Below are 21,111 nucleotides of genomic sequence, written 5' to 3'. Positions count from 1 at the left end.
TGCTTGGATGGACGGGACAGGAGCCGCAGCGTGACGAAGGGAACAGCAGGACCGTGACCCGTGACGAAGGGACCGGCGCCACCGGCGTCGACCCCCGCGAACTCTGGCTGGCCCCGGACCGGCCCCGCCGGGGGCGCAGGCCCGCCTTCAGCCGTGAGGCGATCACGGTGGCGGCCGTCGCCCTGGCCGACGCCGAGGGGATCGACGCGGTCACCATGCGGCGGGTCGCCGCGGAGGTGGGCGCCGGCGTCATGTCGCTCTACAGCTACGCCCCCGACAAGGAGACGCTGCTGGACCTGATGATCGACCACGTCAACGGCGAGCTCGCGACCCACGCCCCCCTCACCGGCGACTGGCGCGCCGACCTCAAGGGCATCGGGCACCTCCAGCGCGACCACATGTTGCGCCACCCCTGGCTGGCCACCGCCGTGCCCGCCCGCCGGACACTCGGCCCCCGCACCCTCGCCTTCCTGGAACACGCCCTGGCCGCCCTGCGCCCCAGCGGCCTCGACGGCGGCGCCCGGCTGGAGGTCTTCGCCCAGCTCACCGCGTTCGTGGCCGGACACGTGGCCCACGAGGTGGCGCAGGCCGAGGCCGCGCAGGACCCCGGCCGGGCCACGGCCGAGGCGCTCTACCTCGCCACCGTCGCCGCGGACGGCCACCACCCCGAGCTGGCCGAGGCCCTCGCCTCGGCCGGACGCCCGGTCACCCCCGACGCGACGTTCGCCCGCTTCCTGAACCGCCTGGTCGACGGCCTGGACGCGGACTGACCGCGCGGCCCCGCGCCCTACCAGGTGCGGCGCGGGCACGCGGGCCGTACGACGCGCGCACACGAACGACGCCGGCCCCCGGGGATCGCTCCCCGGGGGCCGGCGTCGTACAGCTGTGCAGGAACTACCGATCCGTCAGGATCAGAAGTCCATGTCACCGCCCGGCATGCCGCCCGGAGCGCCGCCGGCAGCGGCCTTCTCCGGCTTGTCGGCGATGACGGCCTCGGTGGTGAGGAAGAGCGCGGCGATGGACGCGGCGTTCTGCAGGGCGGAGCGCGTGACCTTCGCCGGGTCGAGAATGCCCTCGGCGATCATGTCGACGTACTCGCCGGTCGCGGCGTTGAGGCCGTGACCGATCGGCAGGTTGCGCACCTTCTCGACGACGACGCCACCCTCGAGACCACCGTTGACGGCGATCTGCTTGAGCGGGGCCTCCAGCGCCAGCTTGACGGCGTTGGCGCCGGTCGCCTCGTCACCCGAGAGCTCGAGCTTCTCGAAGACGGCCGAGGCCTGGAGCAGAGCCACGCCACCACCGGCGACGATGCCCTCCTCGACGGCGGCCTTGGCGTTGCGCACCGCGTCCTCGATGCGGTGCTTGCGCTCCTTGAGCTCGACCTCGGTCGCGGCACCGGCCTTGATGACGGCCACGCCGCCGGCCAGCTTCGCGAGGCGCTCCTGGAGCTTCTCGCGGTCGTAGTCCGAGTCGGAGTTCTCGATCTCGGCACGGATCTGGTTGACGCGGCCCTGAACCTGGTCGCTGTCACCGGCGCCGTCGACGATCGTCGTCTCGTCCTTGGTGATGACGACCTTGCGGGCGCGGCCGAGCAGGTCGAGACCGGCGTTCTCCAGCTTGAGGCCGACCTCTTCGGAGATGACGGTGCCACCGGTGAGGATGGCGATGTCGCCGAGCATGGCCTTGCGGCGGTCACCGAAGCCCGGAGCCTTGACGGCAACGGACTTGAAGGTGCCACGGATCTTGTTGACGACCAGGGTCGACAGGGCCTCGCCCTCGACGTCCTCGGCGATGATCAGCAGCGGCTTGCCGGACTGCATGACCTTCTCGAGCAGCGGAAGGAGGTCCTTCACGTTGCTGATCTTCGAGTTCACGATCAGGATGTACGGGTCGTCCAGGGACGACTCCATGCGCTCCATGTCCGTGGCGAAGTACGCCGAGATGTAGCCCTTGTCGAAGCGCATACCCTCGGTGAGCTCGAGCTCCAGACCGAAGGTCTGGGACTCCTCGACGGTGATGACGCCTTCCTTGCCGACCTTGTCCATGGCCTCGGCGATGAGCTCGCCGATCTGGGTGTCGGCGGCGGAGATGGAGGCCGTCGAAGCGATCTGCTCCTTGGTCTCCACGTCCTTGGCCTGCTCCAGGAGGGCGGCGGAGACGGCCTCGACGGCCTTCTCGATGCCCCGCTTGAGAGCCATCGGGTTCGCGCCCGCGGCCACGTTGCGAAGGCCCTCGCGGACGAGTGCCTGAGCGAGAACGGTGGCGGTGGTCGTACCGTCGCCGGCGACGTCGTCCGTCTTCTTGGCGACCTCCTTGACCAGCTCCGCACCGATCTTCTCGTACGGGTCCTCCAGCTCGATCTCCTTGGCGATGGAAACACCATCGTTGGTGATCGTGGGGGCGCCCCACTTCTTCTCAAGGACGACGTTGCGGCCCTTGGGGCCGAGGGTGACCTTGACGGCGTCGGCGAGCTGGTTCATGCCGCGCTCAAGACCGCGCCGGGCCTCCTCGTCGAAGGCGATGATCTTGGCCATATGAAGTGGTCCTCCCGGACAGGGGTGGATTTCTCCGGACCGAGAGGCGCCCGCGACGGACGGCCTGCGTGTCTGCCGGTTCCTTGCCCCGGCAGACCTGCGGGCCTCACCGGCCCGGTCCAAGTTTCTGTCACTCTCACCCAGAGAGTGCTAAGCCAATAATTAGCACTCGACCCCCGAGAGTGCAAGCGTCCACCTCGGAGTGTGGACAGCCGCGGGGGCCGTCCCGCCGAAGCGGGCCCAGGGTGCGCGGCACGTCCCCGCCGCGACGGCCCGGGACGCACGAAGGGCCCGTACCTCTCGGGTACGGGCCCTTCGTGCGTGAGTAGTGTCGTTGACCGACTGCGTCGTGGCCGGCGGGCTCAGCCGACGGCGAGCTTGACCATGTCCGCCTGCGGCCCCTTCTGGCCCTGCGAGATCTCGAATTCAACTCGCTGACCCTCTTCGAGGGTGCGGTACCCGTCCATCTGGATCGCGCTGTAGTGGACGAAAACATCCGCACCACCGTCGACCGCGATGAAGCCGTACCCCTTCTCCGCGTTGAACCACTTGACGGTGCCCTGAGCCATGCCTAACTCCCCTATTACTGGCCCTTGCACAGGACCGCACTTCGCGGGCCCGGGTCAGAACTCACCCTCCGACAGGAGAGGGTGGGTGCGCCGGAACGCGTCGACCGCGGCCGAATGTATCTGCCCAACTGCCCTCTGCAACAGGTCAATCGGACGAGAATTCTGAGCAGAACCGATCGCCCGAATGTGAGGAATTCATGAGGATCCTGGGCAACTCGGGCCAGGCAAAGGCGACTTATGACGCAAGGAGCTCGCACACTTTGGCTGCATCTTGTCGTGGCCCGGCGCATTCTCATATGCGGGGGGCACGGGCAGCGGAGGGGGCTTCCCTCACCCTACCCCGCTCAACCATGCAGAATTGCCCCCTCCGCTTCTCTTGCGGAGGGGGCAATCGTGGTCACGCTGTGAAGTCGGCCCGGCGGCCTCCGGGGCCCGGGCCGCGGGCTCAGCAGCCGCCGGCGACGGCCGGGATGATCGAGATGCCGGCGCCGTCCGGCGTGGCCGCGTCCAGGCCGCCCTCGAAGCGCACGTCGTCGTCGTTGACGTACACGTTCACGAAGCGGCGCAGCTTGCCCTGGTCGTCCAGGACGCGGGCGGCGATGCCCGGGTGGTCCTTCTCCAGGGACTCGATGACCTGGGAGAGGGTCGCGCCCTCGGCCGGGACCTCGGCCTGGCCGCCCGTGTAGGTGCGGAGGATGGTGGGGATACGGACCTTGACGCTCATGGTGTGCCCTTCCTGAAGTCTCGGGTGGTCAAAAGCTTCTCAGCCGGTGGCGAGGCCCGAGGCGAGGCCGGCGGCACGGAAGGCGTCCAGGCTCGGACGGATCGTGGCGCTCGCCTGCGAGGTGGCGGCCACGGCGTCCAGCGTCTTGAGGCCGTCACCCGTGTTCAGGACGACGGTGGTGAGCGTCGGGTCGAGCACACCGGCGTCGATCAGCTTCTTCGTCACGCCGACCGTCACCCCGCCCGCGGTCTCCGCGAAGATGCCCTCGGTGCGGGCCAGCAGCTTGATCGCGTCGACGACCTGCTCGTCGTCGACGTCCTCGACGGCTCCACCGGTGCGGCGCGCGATGTCCAGGACGTACGGGCCGTCGGCCGGATTGCCGATCGCCAGGGACTTGGCGATCGTGTTCGGCTTCTGCGGCCGCACGACGTCGTGCCCGGCCTTGAAGGCGGCGGAGACCGGGGAGCAGCCCTCGGCCTGGGCGCCGAAGATCTTGTAGGGCTTGTCCTCGACCAGGCCGAGCTTGATCAGCTCCTGGAGGCCCTTGTCGATCTTCGTGAGCTGTGAGCCGGACGCGATCGGAATGACGATCTGGTCGGGCAGCCGCCAGCCGAGCTGCTCGCAGATCTCGTAGGCGAGGGTCTTGGAGCCTTCGCCGTAGTACGGACGCAGGTTGACGTTGACGAATCCCCAGCCCTCGCCGAGCGGGTCGCCGATGAGCTCGGAGCAGAAGCGGTTGACGTCGTCGTAGTTGCCCTCGATGCCGACCAGCTCGCCGCCGTACACCGCGGCCATGACGACCTTGCCCTGCTCCAGGTCGTGCGGGATGAACACGCACGAACGCAGGCCGGCCCGGGCGGCGGCGGCACCCACGGCACCGGCGAGGTTGCCGGTGGAGGAGCAGGAGAGGGTGGTGAAGCCGAAGGCGCGGGCGGCCTCGACGGCGATCGCGACGACGCGGTCCTTGAAGGAGTGCGTCGGGTTGCCGGAGTCGTCCTTGACGTACAGACCGCCGGTGACGCCCAGCTCGCGGGCGAGGTTGTCGGCCTTGACCAGCTTGGTGAAGCCGGGGTTGATGTTGGGCTTGTCCGCGACATCGGAGGGGACCGGCAGCAGCGGCGCGTAGCGCCAGATGTTGTCGGGTCCGGCCTCGATGCGCTTCTTCAGCTCTTCGGGGGAGCCGCTCGGCAGGTCGTACGCCACTTCGAGCGGCCCGAAACAGGACGCGCAGGCGAAAATGGGGCCGAGTGCGAATCGCTCTCCGCATTCGCGGCAGGAAAGCGCCGCGGCGGGACCGAGATCCACGGAAGCTTCGGTGTGTGCTGCAACAGTCTCAACAGCCATGATGGCGAGGCCCTTTCTCCTCATCTTCCTCGCGACGCATTTCGTCACGAGACGGAATTGGCACCTTCCCCACCTGACCTCGCGGTCGGCGGGAGGGTTGCCGGGACTTCAACGGGCCGTTCCCTCTGTCCCTCTGGATGAGCGCTGTGGCACTGGACCATGGATCCAGGCGTTTATCGGCGGACGGACCCCGGCATGCGACGGCCATCTGCGTTGTTCAAGACTGTAACCGAAGCACCGGACTGTTGAGATAGTCGTCCGAACCGCGAGATGGATCACATACAGGGAGTATCGACCGTGCTGGAAGAGGTCGAACGCTGGCTGACCAGGCGTTCCTGGTCAGCCGCCGACCGTCCGCTGGACCGTCTGCTGGCGGCCAGGAACGACGCGCACGGCACGAGCGTGAGTGTGGTGCTGCCCGCGCTGAACGAGGCGGAGACGGTCGGGGACATCGTCACGACGATCCGGCGCGAGCTCATGGAGAAGGTCCGGCTGGTCGACGAGCTCGTGGTGATCGATTCCGGTTCGACGGACGCCACGACCGAGGTCGCCCGCCGGGCGGGCGCCCGGGTGGTCCACCGGGACACGATCCTGCCCCGCATCCCGGCCGTCCCCGGCAAGGGCGAGGTGCTCTGGCGGTCACTGCTGGTGACCGGCGGTGACATCGTCTGCTTCATCGACGCGGACCTGAAGGACTTCTCGGCGGACTTCGTCTCCGGCATCGTCGGCCCGCTGCTGACCGATCCCTCGGTGCAGTTCGTCAAGGCGATGTACGACCGCCCGTTCGGCGACACCACGGGCCAGGGCGGCCGGGTCACCGAAATGGTGGCACGCCCGCTGCTCAATCTGCACTGGCCGCAGCTGGCCGGTTTCGTCCAGCCGCTCGGCGGCGAGTACGCCGTGCGGCGCTCGCTGCTGGAGCGGCTGCCGTTCCCCGTCGGTTACGGAGTGGAGCTGGGCCTGCTCGTGGACGCCCTGCACACGGTCGGCCTGGACGCGCTCGCCCAGGTCGACGTCGGCGTCAGGAAGCACCGCCACCAGGACGGCCAGGCGCTCGGCCGGATGGCGGCCGCCATCTACCGGACCGCTCAACTCCGCCTCTCCCGCGGGCATCTGGTCCGCCCGTCGCTGACCCAGTTCGAGCGCGGCGAGCACGGATTCGTCCCGCACACCTACCCGGTGGACACCGAGGAGCGGCCGCCGATGCGCGAGATCGAGGAGTACGTCTCACGCCGCGCGGCGTGAGGCGGGGAAGGCGACCGGCGCCGTGGGGAGTGCGTTTCACGCCTGGTGACGGGACCTGGCAGGGCTTCGCACGTTTGGGCGGTTCGTGATCGGGCTAGATTCCGCCCATGGTCTCCGAGCACGCCCCCCAGCCCGCTGCCCAGGTACTCGTCGCGTCCAACCGCGGCCCGGTCTCGTACGCGCTGCGCGAGGACGGCTCCCTCGACGCCAAGCGCGGCGGGGGCGGACTCGTCTCCGGCCTGAGCGCGGTCGACGACAAGATGTGGGTCTGCGCCGCCCTGGGTGACGGTGACCGTGCGGCGGTCCAGCGAGGGGTCGGCGAGCCGGGTGTCCGGATGCTCGACATCGACGCGGAAGTGCACGCCGACGCGTACAACGGGATCGCCAACTCGGTGCTGTGGTTCGTCCACCACCTGCTCTACCAGACGCCCGTCGAACCGGTCTTCGACGCGGAGTTCCGCCGGCAGTGGGCCTCCTTCGAGACGTACAACCGGGCCTTCGCGGAGGCGCTCGCCGAGGAGGCGGGCGAGGGTGCGGCGGTCCTCGTGCAGGACTACCACCTGGCGCTGGTGCCCGGCATGCTCCGCGAGCTCCGCCCCGACCTGCGGATCGGCCACTTCTCGCACACCCCGTGGGCCCCCGTCGACTACTTCCGGCTGCTGCCCGACGACATCGCCGAACAGCTGCTGCGCGGCATCCTCGGCGCCGACCGGGCGGCCTTCCTGACCCGCCGCTGGGCGGACGCGTTCATCGGCTGCTGCACGGAGATCCTCGGCGGCACCGGCCGCACCCGGATCGGGGTGCACGGCCTCGGCGCCGACGCGGACTTCCTGCGCCGCCGCGCGCACGAGGCGGATGTGGACGAGCGGATGGCGGCGCTGCGGGAGCAGGTGGGCCCCGGCCGGAGGACGATCGTGCGGGTCGACCGTACGGAACTGTCCAAGAACATCGTCCGCGGCCTGCACGCCTACCGAGCCCTGCTCGACGAGCGGCCCGAGTGGCGCGGGCGCGTCGTCCACATCGCGTTCGCCTACCCCTCGCGGCAGGACCTCGCGGTCTACCGGGAGTACACGGCCGAGGTGCAGCGCGTCGCCGACGGGATCAACGAGGCGTACGGGACGGCGGACTGGACGCCGGTCGTCCTGCACGTCAAGGACGACTTCGCCCGCTCGCTGGCGGCGTACCGGCTGGCGGACGTGGCGCTCGTCAACCCGATCCGGGACGGGATGAACCTGGTCGCCAAGGAGGTCCCGGTCGTCTCCGACGACGGCTGCGCGCTGGTGCTGTCGCGGGAGGCGGGGGCGTACGAGGAGCTGGGCGCCGACGCGATCACGGTGAACCCGTACGACGTGTCCGCCACCGCCGCGGCCCTGCACGAGGCGCTGACGATGACGGACGACGAGCGGACGGCCCGCACGGAGCGGCTGGCCGCTGCGGCGACCGCACTGCCGCCGCAGCAGTGGTTCCTCGACCAGCTAGAGGCGCTGCGCCAGGGCTGACAGGAACGCGACGACGGCCCCCGGCCCCGGCAGCAGCAGGTCGGCACGGTCGGCCAGTTCGGGTACTTCCGTGCCGCTGCAGACCAGCAGGCCGGGGGTGCCGTCGGGGCCCTCGGTGCGCAGTTTCTCCACGGCGGCGTACGCGGCGAGGTCGCCCAGGTCGTCGCCGGCGTAGAGCACGGAGCCGGCGCCGGTCTCGTGCACGTACTGGGTGAGGGCGACGCCCTTGTCCATGCCGGAGGGGCGCAACTCCAGGACCAGGCGGCCGGGTTCGACGATCAGGCCGTGCCGGGAAGCGAGCTCGCCCAGGGGGCCGCGCAGGGCCTCGAAGGCGGCCTGCGGGTCGGCGGCACGGCGGGTGTGGACGGCGAGCGCCTGGCCCTTCTCCTCTATCCAGGTGCCCCGCCAGGAGTCGTATTTGTCGAGGAAGCCGGGGAGTTCGGCCCGGACGGCGGCGACGCCGGGGTGCGGGGCGGGGGCGTGGACGGTGCCGGAGACGGCGTCCCAGCGTTCGGCGCCGTAGTGGCCGAGGACGACGAGCCGGTCGAGCCCCGTGACACCGGCGAAGCCGCCGTAGCGGACGGCGACACCGGCCGGGCGGCCGGTGATCACGGCGATCGACGCGACCTTGGGGGCGAGTGCGGCCAGTGCCTCGACGGCGCCGGGGTGGGCACGGGCCTGTTCGGGGTCCGGGACGATGTCGGCGAGCGTGCCGTCGAAATCGAGTGCGATCACGGCGCGGTCGGGCCGGGCGAGGAGAGCGGCGAGGCCCTCCTGGCCGGCGGGGGTGGCCGGGGCCGGCAGGGGTGGGGTGTGCGGAGTGCTGCCCATGGGGCGAGCCTATAGGCGGCGGGTCCCGGGCGGGGCCTGTCGCGGGGCGACCGGCACTCCGCCGGACGCCGCGGCCCGGTCGCCGAAGGGGCTGGATCCTGCCGGAGCCGCGGGGCTCAGCGGCGCCCGCGCCTGGCCTCCCGTACCCGGCGCAGACGATTGACCGTCACCGGGTCCGCCTCCAGGGCCCGCCGGTCGTCCAGCAGCGCGTTCAGCAGCTGGTAGTAGCGGGTCGGGGAGATGCCGAGCTGTTCCCTGATCGCCCGCTCCTTCGCCCCGGGCCCCGCCCACGACTGACGCTCGACCGCGAGGACCGCACGGTCCCGGTCGGAGAGTCCGGCGGGAGGAGCGGGCTCGTCGGGGCCGTTCGGAGGGAGGACGGTCATATCAGCCAATATATTGCGCGGGCCGCGGGCCGCTACTCCGCGCTCTCGGCCGCGGCGGACTCCTGCGCGATGTGCTGGAGGACGCTCTCCGGATTCGCGCCCGGCTCGACCGCCCTGCCGATGTTCTCCTTGATCGACTCACTGGCCTGGGCCCAGGACGTCTTGCCGAACGGGTAGAACTCCGCGCCCTGCAGCGCGGTCAGGAACTGGTGCAGCGGCTTGGACTTGGGGTCGTCCTCCATCGCCGCCGAAGCGCTGTCCGTGACGGGCAGCAGGTCGTACTTGTCGACGAACGCGATGACGTTCTCGTCGCTGAACATGAAGTCGAAGAACTTGCCCATCTCGACCCGGTGGCCGTTCTGCTTGAACCCCATGATCCAGTCGGCCACGCCCATCGATGCCCTGGTGGGGCCGTCGGCGCCGGGCAGCTGCACCATGCCGAAGTTCACGCCCTGCTTCTGGGCCTCCTCCATCAGGGTGGGGTGGCCGTTGAGCATGCCGACATCGCCCTGGGTGAACGCCGCGAAGGCCTTGGCCCGGTCGAGCTTGCCGGGGGCGACGGGGCCGACGAGCCCCTTGTCGACGAGGTTCGACTTCAGCCAGTCGAAGGTCTGGACGTTCTCCGTCGAGTCGATGTCGTACGAGCCGACGTCGTCGGTGTAGCCGCCACCGCCGCTGAGCAGCCACATCATGGTCTCGGCCTGGGACTCCTCCTGGCCCAGCGGCAGGGCGAACGGGTACTTCACCCCGCGCTGCTTGAGCGCCGCGGCGTCGGTGGCTATGTCGTCCCAGGTCTGCGGGGCCTTGAGGCCCGCCTGGGAGAAGAGGTCCTTGTTGTAGAAGAGCAGCCGGGTGCTGGCGACGAACGGCAGCCCGTACTGGATACGGCTGACCCGGCCGGCCTCCGCGAGCTTCGGCAGGAAGTTCGCCTGGGTGGGGATGCTGAGCATCTGGTCGGCGGAGTAGAGCTTGCCGGCCTTGGCATAGTCCGCGTACGCGCCGATCTGCGCGATGTCGGGGGCCTTCCCGTCCTTCACCATCTCGGCGACCTTGCGGTCGACGTCCGTCCACGGGTAGACGGTCACGTCGACCTTGATGCCGGGGTGGGAGGCCTCGAAGCTCCGGGCGACCTCGTCCCAGTACGTCTGGGACTTGTTGGCCTCACCGGTGCCGTAGTCGGCCGCGACCAGTTTCAGTGTGACGTCGCCCGAGCCTCCGTCGCCGCCGCAGCCCGCCAGCGCGACCGTCATGCCCAGTGCGGCGACAGCCGCCGTCAGTCCCAAGTAACGCCGCTGCACAGCTCAGTCCGTCCTCGTCGATTGCGCCACCCGCGGCACCCACGTCGGCGTGGGGGCCCTCCGGATGAGCTGCGATTTTGCACCACCCACGAGAAGGAGGTCTACACCACCGGGGTATCGCTTCCGCAACACAGCAGCATTGCACGCGACGCGGAGCGACTGCTAAGGAGGTCTCGGCCGGGCACGATCCGGCCCTCGCCCTCTATTGGTCCAGACCTCCCGGCCGCCGTGTCGGGCAGATCCGCACGCATACGGTGCCACCCGAGCCGCACCGGCCACCGCCCAGCCGCAAGGAGCCGTCGAGCATGTCCCGTACCGCATCAGAAATTGCCACCCAGCCCAGCTGCTGGCGTCGCGCCGCAGAGGCGGGTGCCGCCTTCGAGGGGCTGCCGCGTCCGGGCGAACGGGTCGCCGTGACCGGGTGCGGCACCTCCTGGTTCATGGCCATCGCCTACGCGGCGCTGCGGGAGGCGGCGGGCCAGGGCGAGACCGACGCGTACGCCTCCTCGGAGTTCCCCGCCGGGCGGGCGTACGACCGGGTCGTGGCGATCACCCGCTCCGGCACGACGAGCGAGGTGCTGGCGCTGCTGGGCGAACTGCGCGGCAGGACGGCCACCGTCGCGCTGACCGCCGACCCGAGGACGCCGGTCATGGAGGCCGCCGACACGGTGGCCGTACTGGACTGGGCGGACGAGGAGTCGGTCGTCCAGACCCGGTTCGCCACCACCGCGCTCGCCTTCCTGCGGGCCGGCCTGGAGGCGGCGGGCCCGCTCCCGGCCGGGGTGAAGACGGTGGCCGAGGCGGCCGTCGACGCGGAACTGGCGGTGACCGAGCCGCTGGACGAGACGGTGGTCGCGGCCGAGCAGTGGACGTTCCTGGGGCGCGGCTGGACCTATGGGCTGGCACAGGAGGCCGGACTGAAGATGCGTGAGGCGGCGGGCGCGTGGACCGAGTCCTACCCCGCGATGGAGTACCGGCACGGCCCGATCGCGATCACCGGCGCGAACCGGGTGGCCTGGGTCTTCGGCCCGCTGCCCGAGGGGCTCGCCGGTGAGGTCGCGGCGGTCGGCGGGACGCTCGTCGCCCACCGGTCGGCGGACCCGATGGCCGACCTGATCCGGGCGCAGCGGCTCGCGGTGGTCCTGGCGGAGTCGAAGGGCTACGACCCGGACCACCCGCGCAACCTGTCGCGCAGCGTGATCCTTCCGGGATAGGGCCCTTGTCGGCGGGTTGCGGCCGGTTGCCGCCGGTTGCGCCCCCGATTTTGTATGGATGCGCAACAAACAGCGATAGTGGACTAGACCTTTTGGGGTTCGTCGGGCGAAACTGTTTCCCGTGAAACACGTCATCGCCCTCGATGTGGGCGGCACCGGAATGAAGGCCGCACTGGTCGGGGCCGACGGCACCCTGCTGTACGAGGCGCGGCGCGCGACCGGCAGACAGCGGGGACCCGACGCCGTCGTGGAGTCGGTCCTCGCCTTCGCGGCGGACCTGCGCGCGTACGGCGAGGAGCACTTCGGCGAGAGCGCCGTCGCGGCCGGCGTCGCGGTGCCCGGCATCGTCGACGCCGAGAACGGGATCGCCGTCTACGCGGCGAACCTGGGCTGGCGCGACGTACCCATGCGCCGGCTGCTCGGCGAACGGCTCGGCGGTGTACCCGTGGCCCTCGGTCACGACGTCAGGACCGGCGGACTCGCCGAGGGCCGGATCGGCGCGGGCAAGGGCGCCGACCGCTTCCTGTTCGTGCCGCTGGGCACCGGGATCGCCGGCGCCATCGGCATCGCCGGCACCATCGAGGCGGGCGCCCACGGCTACGCGGGCGAGATCGGCCACATCGTGGTCCGGCCGGACGGCCCGGACTGCCCCTGCGGCCAGCGCGGCTGCCTGGAGACGCTGGCCTCCGCGGCCGCCGTCAGCCGGGCCTGGGCCGCCGCGTCCGGCGACCCGGAGGCCGATGCCGCCGACTGCGCCAAGGCCGTCGAATCGGGCGACCCCAGGGCCGTCGAGGTGTGGCGCGACGCCGTCGACGCGCTCGCCGCCGGGCTCGTCACCGCGCTCACCCTGCTCGACCCCCGCACACTCATCATCGGTGGCGGTCTCGCCGAGGCCGGGGAAACCTTGTTCACACCACTCCGTGCGGCCGTCGAGGAACGTGTCACGTTCCAGAAGCTGCCCCACATCGTCCCGGCGGCCCTCGGGGACACCGCCGGATGCCTGGGCGCAGGGCTGCTCGCCTGGGATCTTCTCTCCACGGAGGTATCCGCCTGATGGCCGGACGCGCAGACAGCACCGTTCTCGCAGGCGCCCGGGTGGTGCTCCCCACCGGGACCGTCGAGGACGGCCGGGTGATCATCGAGGGCACCCGCATCGCCGGCAGCCGGGCCGAGGACGCCCGCACCGTCGACCTGTCCGGCCACTGGATCGTCCCCGGCTTCGTGGACATGCACAACCACGGCGGCGGCGGCGCGTCCTTCACCTCCGGCACCGTGGACGAGGTCCTCACCGGTGTCCGCACCCACCGCGAGCACGGCACCACCACCCTGGTGGCCTCCACCGTCACCGGCGAGATGGACTTCCTCGCCGAGCGGGCCGGCATCCTCTCCGAGCTCGTCGAACAGGGCGACCTGGCCGGCATCCACTTCGAGGGCCCCTTCATCTCCCCGTGCCGCAAGGGCGCCCACAGCGAGGGCCTGCTGCGCCACCCGGACCCGGCCGAGGTCCGCAAGCTGATGGACGCGGCGCGCGGCACCGCCAAGATGTTCACGCTCGCCACCGAACTGCCCGGCGGCATCGACTCCGTACGGCTGCTCGCCGAGCACGGCGTCATCGCCGCGATCGGGCACACGGACGCCACGTACGAGCAGACGGTCGAGGCGATCGACGCCGGCGCCACGGTCGCCACGCACCTCTACAACGCGATGCCCGCCCTCGGTCACCGCGCACCCGGCCCCATCGCGGCCCTCCTGGAGGACGAGCGGATCACCGTCGAGCTCATCAACGACGGCACGCATCTGCACCCGGCCGCTCTGGAGCTCGCCTACCACCACGCGGGCGCGCACCGCGTCGCGCTGATCACCGACGCCATGGACGCGGCCGGTTTCGGCGACGGCCAGTACCAGCTCGGCCCGCTCGCCGTGGAGGTCAAGGACGGCGTCGCCCGGCTCGTCGAGGGCGGCTCCATCGCGGGCTCCACGCTCACCCTGGACACCGCTTTCCACCGGGCCGTCACCATCGACCGCATCCCGGTCGGCGACGTGGTGCAGTCCATCTCCGCCAACCCGGCCCGCCTCCTCGGCGTGTACGACCGGGTCGGCTCGCTGGAGCCCGGAAAGGACGCCGACCTCGTCGTCCTGGACGAGGACTTCCGGCTCAAGGGCGTCATGCGCAAGGGCGAGTGGATCATTCAGCCGCAGACGGTCTGACGTCCGTCCACGCAGTACGTGGACCGAGGACCGGCTACGTAACGAAGAGACGGCGGTTGGTGCCGACGTCTGGGCCGACTGCCGTCTCTTTGACATGATCGCGTGGGAAACAGGCAGGGAAAGCGCGTTCCGGCAAGAGATCCGCGCTCTTTACGGATCAAGGGGGCGGCCGAGTTGATCCTGACGGTCACGCTGAACACGGCACTCGACCTGACGTACGGGGTACCGGCACTCGTCCCGCACTCCAGTCACCGCGTCACCGACCTCTCCGAGCGCCCCGGCGGCAAGGGCGTCAACGTCGCCCGGGTCCTCGCCGCCCTCGGCCACGACAGCGTCGTCACCGGCTTCGCCGGAGGCGCCACCGGAGCCGTACTGCGCGAACTGCTCGCCGCACTCCCCCGCGGGGCCGCGGCCGTCACCGACGCACTCGTGCCCGTGGCCGGCGACACCCGCCGCACCCTGGCCGTCGTCGACCGGACCACCGGGGACACCACCCAGTTCAACGAACCCGGGCCGCACGTCACCGCCGACGAGTGGACCGCGTTCCTCACCTCGTACGGGCAACTGCTCGGCACGGCCGACGCCGTCGCCCTGTGCGGGAGCCTGCCGCCGGGCATCCACGTGGGCGCCTACGCCGAACTGGTCCGCCTCGCCCGCACCGCCGGCGTCCCCGTCCTCCTGGACACCAGCGGCGAACCGCTGCGCCGCGGCATCGCGGCCCGTCCCGACCTCATCAAGCCGAACGCCGACGAGCTCGCCCAGCTCACCGGCTCCCGCGAACCCCTGCGCGGCGCCCGCGACGCCCGCCGCCGCGGGGCCCACGGGGTGATCGCCTCACTGGGACCCGACGGCATGCTGGCGGTCTCCCCCGACGGCAACTGGCAGGCGTCCCCACCCGCGCCCGTCAAGGGCAATCCGACCGGAGCGGGCGACTCCGCGGTGGCCGGACTGCTGTCCGGGCTCGTGGAGGGCCTGGACTGGCCGGACCGGCTGCGACGGGCGGTGGCACTGTCGACGGCGACCGTGCTCTCCCCCACGGCCGGTGACTTCGATCGTGCGGCGTACGAGGAGCTGCTGCCGCGCGTCGGTATCGAGGAACACGCAGACGCGGCCTGAACGCCGCGCCCCCACCGGGCCCGCCCGCCGGGCCCGAGGAAGCCACAGAGGTCAGCATGCCGCTCGTCAGCACCGGTGAACTCGTCTCCGCCGCCCAGGCCCGGGGACACGGGATCGCCGCCTTCAACGTCATCACGCTGGAGCACGCCGAGGCGATCGCCGCCGGTGCCGAGCGCGCCGGCGCCCCCGCCATCCTCCAGATCTCCGAGAACGCCGTGAAGTTCCACGGCGGCCGGCTCGCACCCATCGCCGCCGCGGCCGCGGCCGTCGCCCGCACCTCCGGCGCCCCGCTCGCCCTCCACCTCGACCACGTCGAGTCCGTCGACCTGCTGCACCGGGCCCACGACGAGGGCTTCGGCTCGGTGATGTTCGACGCCTCCAAGCTGAGTTACGAGGAGAACGTACGGACCACCGCCGCGGCGGTCGCCTGGGGGCACGAGCGCGGCGTCTGGATCGAAGCCGAACTCGGCAAGGTCGGCGGCAAGGAGGGCGAGGCACCCCTCGACGCCCACGCCCCCGGTGTCCGCACCGACCCGGCCGAGGCCGCCGCGTACGTCCGCGCCACCGGCGTCGACGCCCTGGCCGTCGCGGTCGGCTCCTCGCACGCCATGACCGAGCGCACCGCCGCCCTGGATCACGAGCTGATCGGCCGGCTGCGCGACGCCGTCCCCGTCCCGCTGGTGCTGCACGGCTCCAGCGGCGTCCCGGACGAGGAGATCCGGCGGGCCGTCACGGCCTCCGGGATGGTCAAGATCAACGTGGGTACGGCACTGAACACCGCGTTCACCGGAGCCGTGCGCGCCCACCTCGCCGAGAACACCACCGGCGTGGACCCGCGCAAGTACATCGCACCGGGCCGCGAGGCGATGGCCGACGTGATCCATCACTTCCTGGGACTCGTCTCCGGCACCACCCGCTGACCCGGACCAGCGAAACGGGCCCCGCCCCACGCGCTCGGCGTGGGGCGGGGCCCGGTGTTCTCCGTCAGCCGGCACGCGCCCCCGCAGGACGGGGGCGCCTCGGGAGGACTCAGCCCTTCGCGGGGGTGACCTCGACCCAGTCCAGGATCACGTCGCACTGATTTCCGTCCTGGCACGAGATGCTGATCTCGTTCTCACCCTTGACCAGATCGACGGGCGCCCAGGTGGTCTGCCAGTTCTTCTCCCAGTTCGGGTCCGAGGACTGGATGAAGTCCTTGAGCCCGATCGGCTGCGAGTTCGGCTTCCCGTTGACCGTCAGCGTCGCATTGGCGTCCTTGTCCGGGATCGCGTAGCGCACGGTCAGCCGGTACCCACCGGCGTTCTCCATGTTGGCCCGCCACGTCACGGACGATCCGACGGCATTGAAACCGGAGACGTACGATCCGTCGGGGCCCTCGGCCCCCTTGACGCTCTTGTCCACGGCCGCCGTACCGCCGAGCTTCAACGACGCCGCGTCCTGCTTCGGGAGCTCGACCGGGGTCTCGGCGCTCTTGGACTGCTCAGGCGTCGGGGACTGCTCGACCTCACCGGCCGGGCCTGATGAGGACGTCGCCTCGTCCTTCTTCCCACCCTTGTCGTCGTCGTCCGTCATCAGCGCGACTCCGATGCCGATGAGTACGACCGCGACCACCGCGAGCGCCCCGATCAGCAGGCCCTTGTTGTTCGGACCGCTCCGGCCGGGGCCGCCGCCACTGCCGCGACCGCCCTGGTGCGGCACCTGCGCGGTGGCGGCGCCACCGGGGTACGTCTCCGGGGCCGCGTACTGCGCGTTCGGCTGGCCGTACTGCGCGTTCGGCTGACCGTAGGGCGCCTGGTGCTGCCCGTACGCCTGCTGCGGCGGCACCTGCCCGTACTGGCGCTCGCCGACGGTCCGCACCTGGTTGTACGAGGTGCGGGGCACGCCCGGCTGCGCGGCAGGACCCGGGTAGCCGTATCCGCCCTGCCCCGGCGGCTGCGCGCCGGCTGCCTGCCCGTCCTCGTAGAGGTAGCCGAACGGATCGTCGTCCTCGGGTGTGCTCGCGCCGTTGTTCCCGGCCATCCCTGGGTCACTCCTCACCATGTCGCCAGCCGTCGCCACATCTCGCCAGCCGTCGCCGACCGGCCGAGCCTACCCCGAACGGACCACGCCAAGAATTGCCGGAGGCGGGGCGGCGACCGGGGTGAGGCAGGCCACGTGCCCCCGGAACGACGGCGCGGCGAACGTCAGCCGGCTCGCCGGTGAACCTTGGACCGGGACCGCTTCTCGACGTACATCCGCTGGTCGGCGGAGCGCAGCACCTCTTCCGCGGTCATGCCGCAGGAGGCCCAGCCGATGCCGAAACTGGCCCCGACCCGCACCGCCCGGCCGTCGACCCGAATGGGCGGAATGATGGCGTTACGCAGGCGTACAGCCAGGTCCGCGGCGTCTGCGGCGCCGAGTCCGTCCGCGAGAACGACGAATTCGTCACCCCCGAGCCGGGCGACGGTGTCCCCGTCCCGGACACACGTGGTGAGCCGGCGGGCGACCTCGATGAGAACCGCGTCACCCGTGTGATGTCCGAAGCGGTCGTTGATCGACTTGAAGCCGTCCAGGTCGCAGAAGAGGACCGCGAGCCCCTTCGACCCGTCGTCGTTCGCCGTGTCCGGTGCGACGGAATGCACATGGTGGTCGTACGGGCCGACACCCCGGCCCGCGTCGAACCCGTCGGCGGGGAACCCGTGCACCCTGGTCTCGTCGACATCGCCGTACGCCGCGTCCAGTGCCTCCACGTCACTGGACGCCACCGAGTGCGGGCGCTCGCACAGCCGCGCGCTGAGCCGGGCCCGCAGCTCCGCACTGTTGGGCAGCCCGGTCAGGGCGTCGTGCGAGGCGCGGTGGGCCAGGTTCAGCTCGTGGCGCTTGCGCTCCTCTATGTCCTCGACGTGCGTGAGGAGGAAGCGCGGCCCGTCCGCGGTGTCCGCGACGACGGAGTTGCGCAGCGAGACCCACAGATAGGTGCCGTCCCGGCGGCCCAGCCGCAGCTCGGCACGGCCGCCCTCGGCGGAGGTGCGGAGCAGGGTGCCGATGTCCTCGGGGTGGACCAGGTCGGCGAAGGAGTAGCGGCGCAGCACCGAGGCGGGACGGCCCAGGAGGCGGCACAGGGCGTCGTTGGTACGCAGCAGCCTGCCGTGCTGGTCGCCGCCCATCTCGGCGATGGCCATGCCGCTGGGGGCGTACTCGAAGGCCTGACGGAAGGATTCCTCGCTGGCCCGCAGCGCCTGCTGTTCACGCTCCAGGCGGACCAGGGCGCGCTGCATGTTTGCCCGGAGCCTGGCGTTGCTGATCGCAATGGCCGACTGGGACGCGTACATCTGGAGCGCCTCACGGCCCCAGGCACCGGGGCGGCGGCCGTTGCGGGGGCGGTCGACGGATATGACGCCGAGGAGGTCGCTGCCGCCGCCCGAGGCGTACATCGGGGCGTAGAGCCGGTCCTGCGGGTGCCACTCGTCCTCGAAGCGGGGCTCGGGGCCCTCGGTGTGCCACTGCGGGACGTCGTCGTCGAGGAGGACCCAGCCGTCGGTGTGGGGTATGAAACGGAGTTCGTCCCAGATCTCACCCATGGCCAGCCGCCGCTCCCAGGAGATACGGGAGCCCACGCGGCCGGTGATCAGGGCCTCGGCGGCGCTGTTGCCGGCGAAGGCCGCGACGACGAGATCACCGTCGGGACGGACGAGGTTGACGCAGGCGAGCTCGTAGCCGAGACCGGCGACGATTCCGTCCGCGACGGTCTGCAGTGTGTCGGCCAGGCTCCGCGCCGTGTTGAGATCGGCCACGGCCTGGTGCAGCTGCCGCATCGTCGCAAGACGGACGTACGGCTCCGACTCGGCCTCCATCGCTCGCACTCCCCGAGACCTCGACAGCACTCCAGATTTCATATCGACGCACTTGACGTACTTACTGCAGTGTCACGGCCACTGAATCACAGTGAGCTGTGCACCCGGTACACAGGGTCAACAAATATTGCACTCTGTGACTCAAGTCACAACAGATGGTGAAGGGTCCTCAGGTCCACCCCTCAGTGGTCCGTCCTTTTCTTGAACGCAAAACGCAAACCTCCCCGACACCGGGCCCGGAACGGGCAGGTCCTAGGACCCGGCTGGTCCCCTGGCCCGATGCGGGGGCCCACCGTACGCGGCTAGCGTTCCCGGTGTGTTGCAGACGAAGCCCCCCACCCCGCGTACCGAAACCGTCCCCCATGCTGAGGGGGTGAGCAACGACGAGTTCCGCGGCGCCCTCGCCCGGCTGGCAGCCGGAGTGGTCCTGATCACCGCACAGGAGCCCCCGCTCGACGAGCACGGACGCGGCGAGGACGTGGGGATGACGGCGACCGCCTTCATGTCGGTGTCGCTCGACCCGCCGCTGGTCATGGTGAGCCTGCGCAACGACTCCCGGATGGACGACCTGCTGGCGGAACAGCCCCTGTGGGCCGTCTCCGTACTGTCGGAGAGCCAGCGTCACATCGCGGGGCGGTTCGCCATGAAGGGGCGGATCAGCGACCGGCTGCTCTTCGAGGACATCCCCTATGTAAGGGGCGAGGTGACCGGCGCGCCCCTGGTCGGCGGCGCGCTCGCGACGCTGGAGTGCCGCACCGAGCAGCGGATCACGGCGGGCGACCACACCCTGGTGATCGGCCGGGTGCTCGGTGCGCAGCTGCCGAGCGGGGACGGCGGCCCGCTGACGTACTTCCGCGGGCGCTACCGGCAGCTGGGCTGACGGCGGCACGGGCAGCGACGGCACGGGGGCCGTCGGCGGGGGCAGCGGTGCGGCGGACCGCGGGCGGCGACGCGGGGGCCGTGCGGCGGGCAGCGGTGCGGCGAGCGGCGATGCGGGGCCGTGCGGCGGACCGCGGGCGCCGTCCGTGACTACCAGTCGCGACCGGAGCGGCCTCGTTTGGTGTCGCCGCGCTGCTTCTTCTCGCGCAGTCGGCGTTCGTTGATCCCGCGCGGGATCTTGCGCTTGACGCGTGGCTTGGGCGGCGGCGCCGTGGCCTCGGCCAGCAGGGCCGTGAGCCGCACGGCGGCGGTCTCCCGGTTGCGCCACTGCGAGCGGTGCTCCGAGGAGCGGACCGACACGACGCCGTTCACGAGGCGGCTCGCCAGCCGCTCCAGCGCACGCTCCTTCCACACCTCGGGCAGCGACTCGGTCGCCGCGAGGTCGAAGCGCAGCTCCACCTGGGAGTCGCTGGTGTTGACGTGCTGCCCGCCGGGCCCGGAGGACCGCGAGAAACGCCACATGAGCTCGGCCTCCGGTAGGGAGACCGCACCGCGGATGACATAGGGCCCGGACATGACACCCATGTTCCCCGCCCCACGGGGGGTTCGTCACCTCCTTTTGGCGCCCGCCTTCCTCCGTCTGCCCGCACCCCGTCATCAGTTCGGTAAAGAAAGTAAAGGCGGAAGGAACCTCACGGTCCCCTGCCTGCGTTATGAACTGTGACGGTAGCTTCGTGATGGCACGAAGCCCGCAGCGACAGATGAAAGGGACTTCCCATGGCAGTAAGCCTGTCCAAGGGCGGCAACGTCTCCCTCACCAAGGAGGCCCCCGGCCTCACCGCCGTCACGGTCGGCCTCGGCTGGGACGTCCGTACCACCACCGGCACCGACTTCGACCTCGACGCCTCGGCGATCGCGGTCAACGCGGCGGGGAAGGTCTTCTCCGACGGGCACTTCGTCTTCTTCAACAACAAGGCGACGCCGGACCAGACCATCGTGCACACCGGTGACAACGTCACGGGTGAGGGCGAGGGTGACGACGAGCAGATCAACGTCAACCTGGCGGGCCTGCCGGCCGACATCGACAAGATCGTCTTCCCGGTGTCGATCTACGACGCCGAGACCCGCAGCCAGAACTTCGGCCAGGTGCGCAACGCCTACATCCGCATCCTCAACCAGGCCGGCGGCGCCGAGATCGCGCGCTACGACCTGAGCGAGGACGCCGCGACCGAGACCGCCATGGTCTTCGGTGAGCTGTACCGCAACGGCGCCGAGTGGAAGTTCCGCGCCGTGGGCCAGGGTTACGCCTCGGGCCTGCGCGGCATCGCGCAGGACTTCGGCGTCAACCTCTGACGCTCAGCACAAACGCTTCACGGGAGCCCCCGGCCGAACGTCCTGCGGCCGGGGGCTCCCGCGTGTCCGCTTACC

The 21,111-nt window shown here is 70.9% G+C and carries 20 protein-coding genes and 1 riboswitch; of the genes, 10 read left to right on the top strand and 10 right to left on the bottom strand.

Features of this window, described 5'->3' with window-relative positions; all coding sequences use genetic code 11:
- The first annotated feature begins 53 nt into the window (after positions 1-53).
- Positions 54-770 carry a TetR/AcrR family transcriptional regulator gene (locus ABZ434_RS24155; RefSeq protein ID WP_359140498.1) on the top strand — a complete coding sequence of 239 codons (717 nt, stop codon included), beginning with the start codon at positions 54-56 and terminating at the stop codon, positions 768-770.
- A 141-nt stretch (positions 771-911) separates the two neighbouring features.
- Here ABZ434_RS24155 and groL read toward each other — a convergent pair whose 3' ends face one another.
- From groL to thrC, 4 genes are all read right to left on the bottom strand, one after another.
- On the bottom strand, positions 912-2,537 hold the full coding sequence (groL, locus tag ABZ434_RS24150; RefSeq protein WP_123524516.1) for a chaperonin GroEL: 1,626 nt from the start codon (positions 2,535-2,537) through the stop codon (positions 912-914).
- Between the two features lie 362 nt (positions 2,538-2,899).
- Positions 2,900-3,106 carry a cold-shock protein gene (locus ABZ434_RS24145; protein WP_003967346.1) on the bottom strand — a complete coding sequence of 69 codons (207 nt, stop codon included), beginning with the start codon at positions 3,104-3,106 and terminating at the stop codon, positions 2,900-2,902.
- A 445-nt stretch (positions 3,107-3,551) separates the two neighbouring features.
- The gene (locus ABZ434_RS24140; protein WP_219573635.1) at positions 3,552-3,830 is read right to left on the bottom strand and encodes a MoaD/ThiS family protein; all 279 of its coding nucleotides are present in this window, start codon (positions 3,828-3,830) and stop codon (positions 3,552-3,554) included.
- 39 nt (positions 3,831-3,869) lie between these two features.
- On the bottom strand, positions 3,870-5,174 hold the full coding sequence (gene thrC / locus ABZ434_RS24135) for a threonine synthase (protein WP_359140493.1): 1,305 nt from the start codon (positions 5,172-5,174) through the stop codon (positions 3,870-3,872).
- Positions 5,175-5,191: 17 nt separating this feature from the next.
- Positions 5,192-5,318: riboswitch (SAM riboswitch) on the bottom strand.
- Between the two features lie 153 nt (positions 5,319-5,471).
- Here thrC and ABZ434_RS24130 point away from each other — a divergent pair.
- Positions 5,472-6,419, top strand: a complete 948-nt coding sequence (locus ABZ434_RS24130; protein ID WP_359140490.1) for a glucosyl-3-phosphoglycerate synthase — start codon at positions 5,472-5,474, stop codon at positions 6,417-6,419.
- Positions 6,420-6,526: 107 nt separating this feature from the next.
- Positions 6,527-7,918: a trehalose-6-phosphate synthase gene (locus ABZ434_RS24125; protein ID WP_359140487.1), complete on the top strand. Its 1,392-nt coding sequence runs from the start codon at positions 6,527-6,529 to the stop codon at positions 7,916-7,918.
- Here the strand turns inward: ABZ434_RS24125 and otsB are convergent.
- From otsB to ABZ434_RS24110, 3 genes are all read right to left on the bottom strand, one after another.
- Complete coding sequence (gene otsB / locus ABZ434_RS24120; RefSeq protein ID WP_359140484.1) at positions 7,895-8,749, bottom strand: trehalose-phosphatase; 855 nt, start codon at positions 8,747-8,749, stop codon at positions 7,895-7,897. The two genes, ABZ434_RS24125 and otsB, sit on opposite strands and share 24 nt — an antisense overlap.
- Before the next feature lie 116 nt (positions 8,750-8,865).
- Positions 8,866-9,135, bottom strand: a complete 270-nt coding sequence (locus ABZ434_RS24115; RefSeq protein ID WP_359140482.1) for a DUF3263 domain-containing protein — start codon at positions 9,133-9,135, stop codon at positions 8,866-8,868.
- Positions 9,136-9,167: 32 nt separating this feature from the next.
- Positions 9,168-10,385, bottom strand: coding sequence for an extracellular solute-binding protein (locus tag ABZ434_RS24110; protein WP_359140531.1), 1,218 nt, complete (start codon positions 10,383-10,385; stop codon positions 9,168-9,170).
- 353 nt (positions 10,386-10,738) lie between these two features.
- Between ABZ434_RS24110 and ABZ434_RS24105 the strand changes: the two genes are divergently transcribed.
- The 5 genes from ABZ434_RS24105 (at position 10,739) to ABZ434_RS24085 (ending at position 15,891) form a co-directional block, all read left to right on the top strand.
- Positions 10,739-11,647 (top strand): sugar isomerase, encoded by a 909-nt coding sequence (locus tag ABZ434_RS24105; protein ID WP_359140479.1) that lies wholly within the window; start codon positions 10,739-10,741, stop codon positions 11,645-11,647.
- Positions 11,648-11,768: 121 nt separating this feature from the next.
- Entirely contained in the window at positions 11,769-12,701 is a 933-nt protein-coding gene (locus tag ABZ434_RS24100) for an ROK family protein (RefSeq protein ID WP_359140476.1), read from the top strand.
- Entirely contained in the window at positions 12,701-13,855 is a 1,155-nt protein-coding gene (gene nagA, locus ABZ434_RS24095) for an N-acetylglucosamine-6-phosphate deacetylase (protein ID WP_359140473.1), read from the top strand. Before ABZ434_RS24100 ends, nagA begins: the two co-directional genes overlap by 1 nt.
- Positions 13,856-14,029: 174 nt before the next feature.
- Positions 14,030-14,971, top strand: coding sequence for a 1-phosphofructokinase family hexose kinase (locus tag ABZ434_RS24090; protein WP_359140470.1), 942 nt, complete (start codon positions 14,030-14,032; stop codon positions 14,969-14,971).
- Positions 14,972-15,027: 56 nt separating this feature from the next.
- On the top strand, positions 15,028-15,891 hold the full coding sequence (locus tag ABZ434_RS24085) for a class II fructose-bisphosphate aldolase (RefSeq protein ID WP_359140467.1): 864 nt from the start codon (positions 15,028-15,030) through the stop codon (positions 15,889-15,891).
- 109 nt (positions 15,892-16,000) lie between these two features.
- Here ABZ434_RS24085 and ABZ434_RS24080 read toward each other — a convergent pair whose 3' ends face one another.
- Both ABZ434_RS24080 and cdgB read right to left on the bottom strand, forming a co-directional pair.
- Entirely contained in the window at positions 16,001-16,990 is a 990-nt protein-coding gene (locus ABZ434_RS24080; RefSeq protein ID WP_359140464.1) for a CBM35 domain-containing protein, read from the bottom strand.
- A 164-nt stretch (positions 16,991-17,154) separates the two neighbouring features.
- The gene (cdgB, locus tag ABZ434_RS24075; RefSeq protein ID WP_359140461.1) at positions 17,155-18,804 is read right to left on the bottom strand and encodes a diguanylate cyclase CdgB; all 1,650 of its coding nucleotides are present in this window, start codon (positions 18,802-18,804) and stop codon (positions 17,155-17,157) included.
- Between the two features lie 373 nt (positions 18,805-19,177).
- On the opposite strand from cdgB, the gene ABZ434_RS24070 reads away from it, so the two are divergent.
- A complete protein-coding gene (locus ABZ434_RS24070) occupies positions 19,178-19,684 on the top strand; it encodes a flavin reductase family protein (protein ID WP_359140458.1) in 507 nt (168 codons plus the stop codon).
- A gap of 149 nt (positions 19,685-19,833) precedes the next feature.
- On the opposite strand, the gene arfB is transcribed toward ABZ434_RS24070, so the two are convergent.
- Positions 19,834-20,259, bottom strand: a complete 426-nt coding sequence (gene arfB / locus ABZ434_RS24065) for an alternative ribosome rescue aminoacyl-tRNA hydrolase ArfB (RefSeq protein WP_326737765.1) — start codon at positions 20,257-20,259, stop codon at positions 19,834-19,836.
- Positions 20,260-20,460: 201 nt separating this feature from the next.
- Here arfB and ABZ434_RS24060 point away from each other — a divergent pair, with 201 nt between their 5' ends.
- Complete coding sequence (locus tag ABZ434_RS24060; RefSeq protein ID WP_328895462.1) at positions 20,461-21,036, top strand: TerD family protein; 576 nt, start codon at positions 20,461-20,463, stop codon at positions 21,034-21,036.
- Positions 21,037-21,111 lie beyond the last annotated feature (75 nt).

This window comes from Streptomyces sp. NPDC005761 (genome assembly GCF_040630635.1).
Taxonomy (GTDB): Bacteria; Actinomycetota; Actinomycetes; order Streptomycetales; family Streptomycetaceae; genus Streptomyces.
The sequence above is the reverse complement of the archived record's forward strand: the minus strand, read 5'-3'. Positions and strand labels throughout refer to the sequence as shown.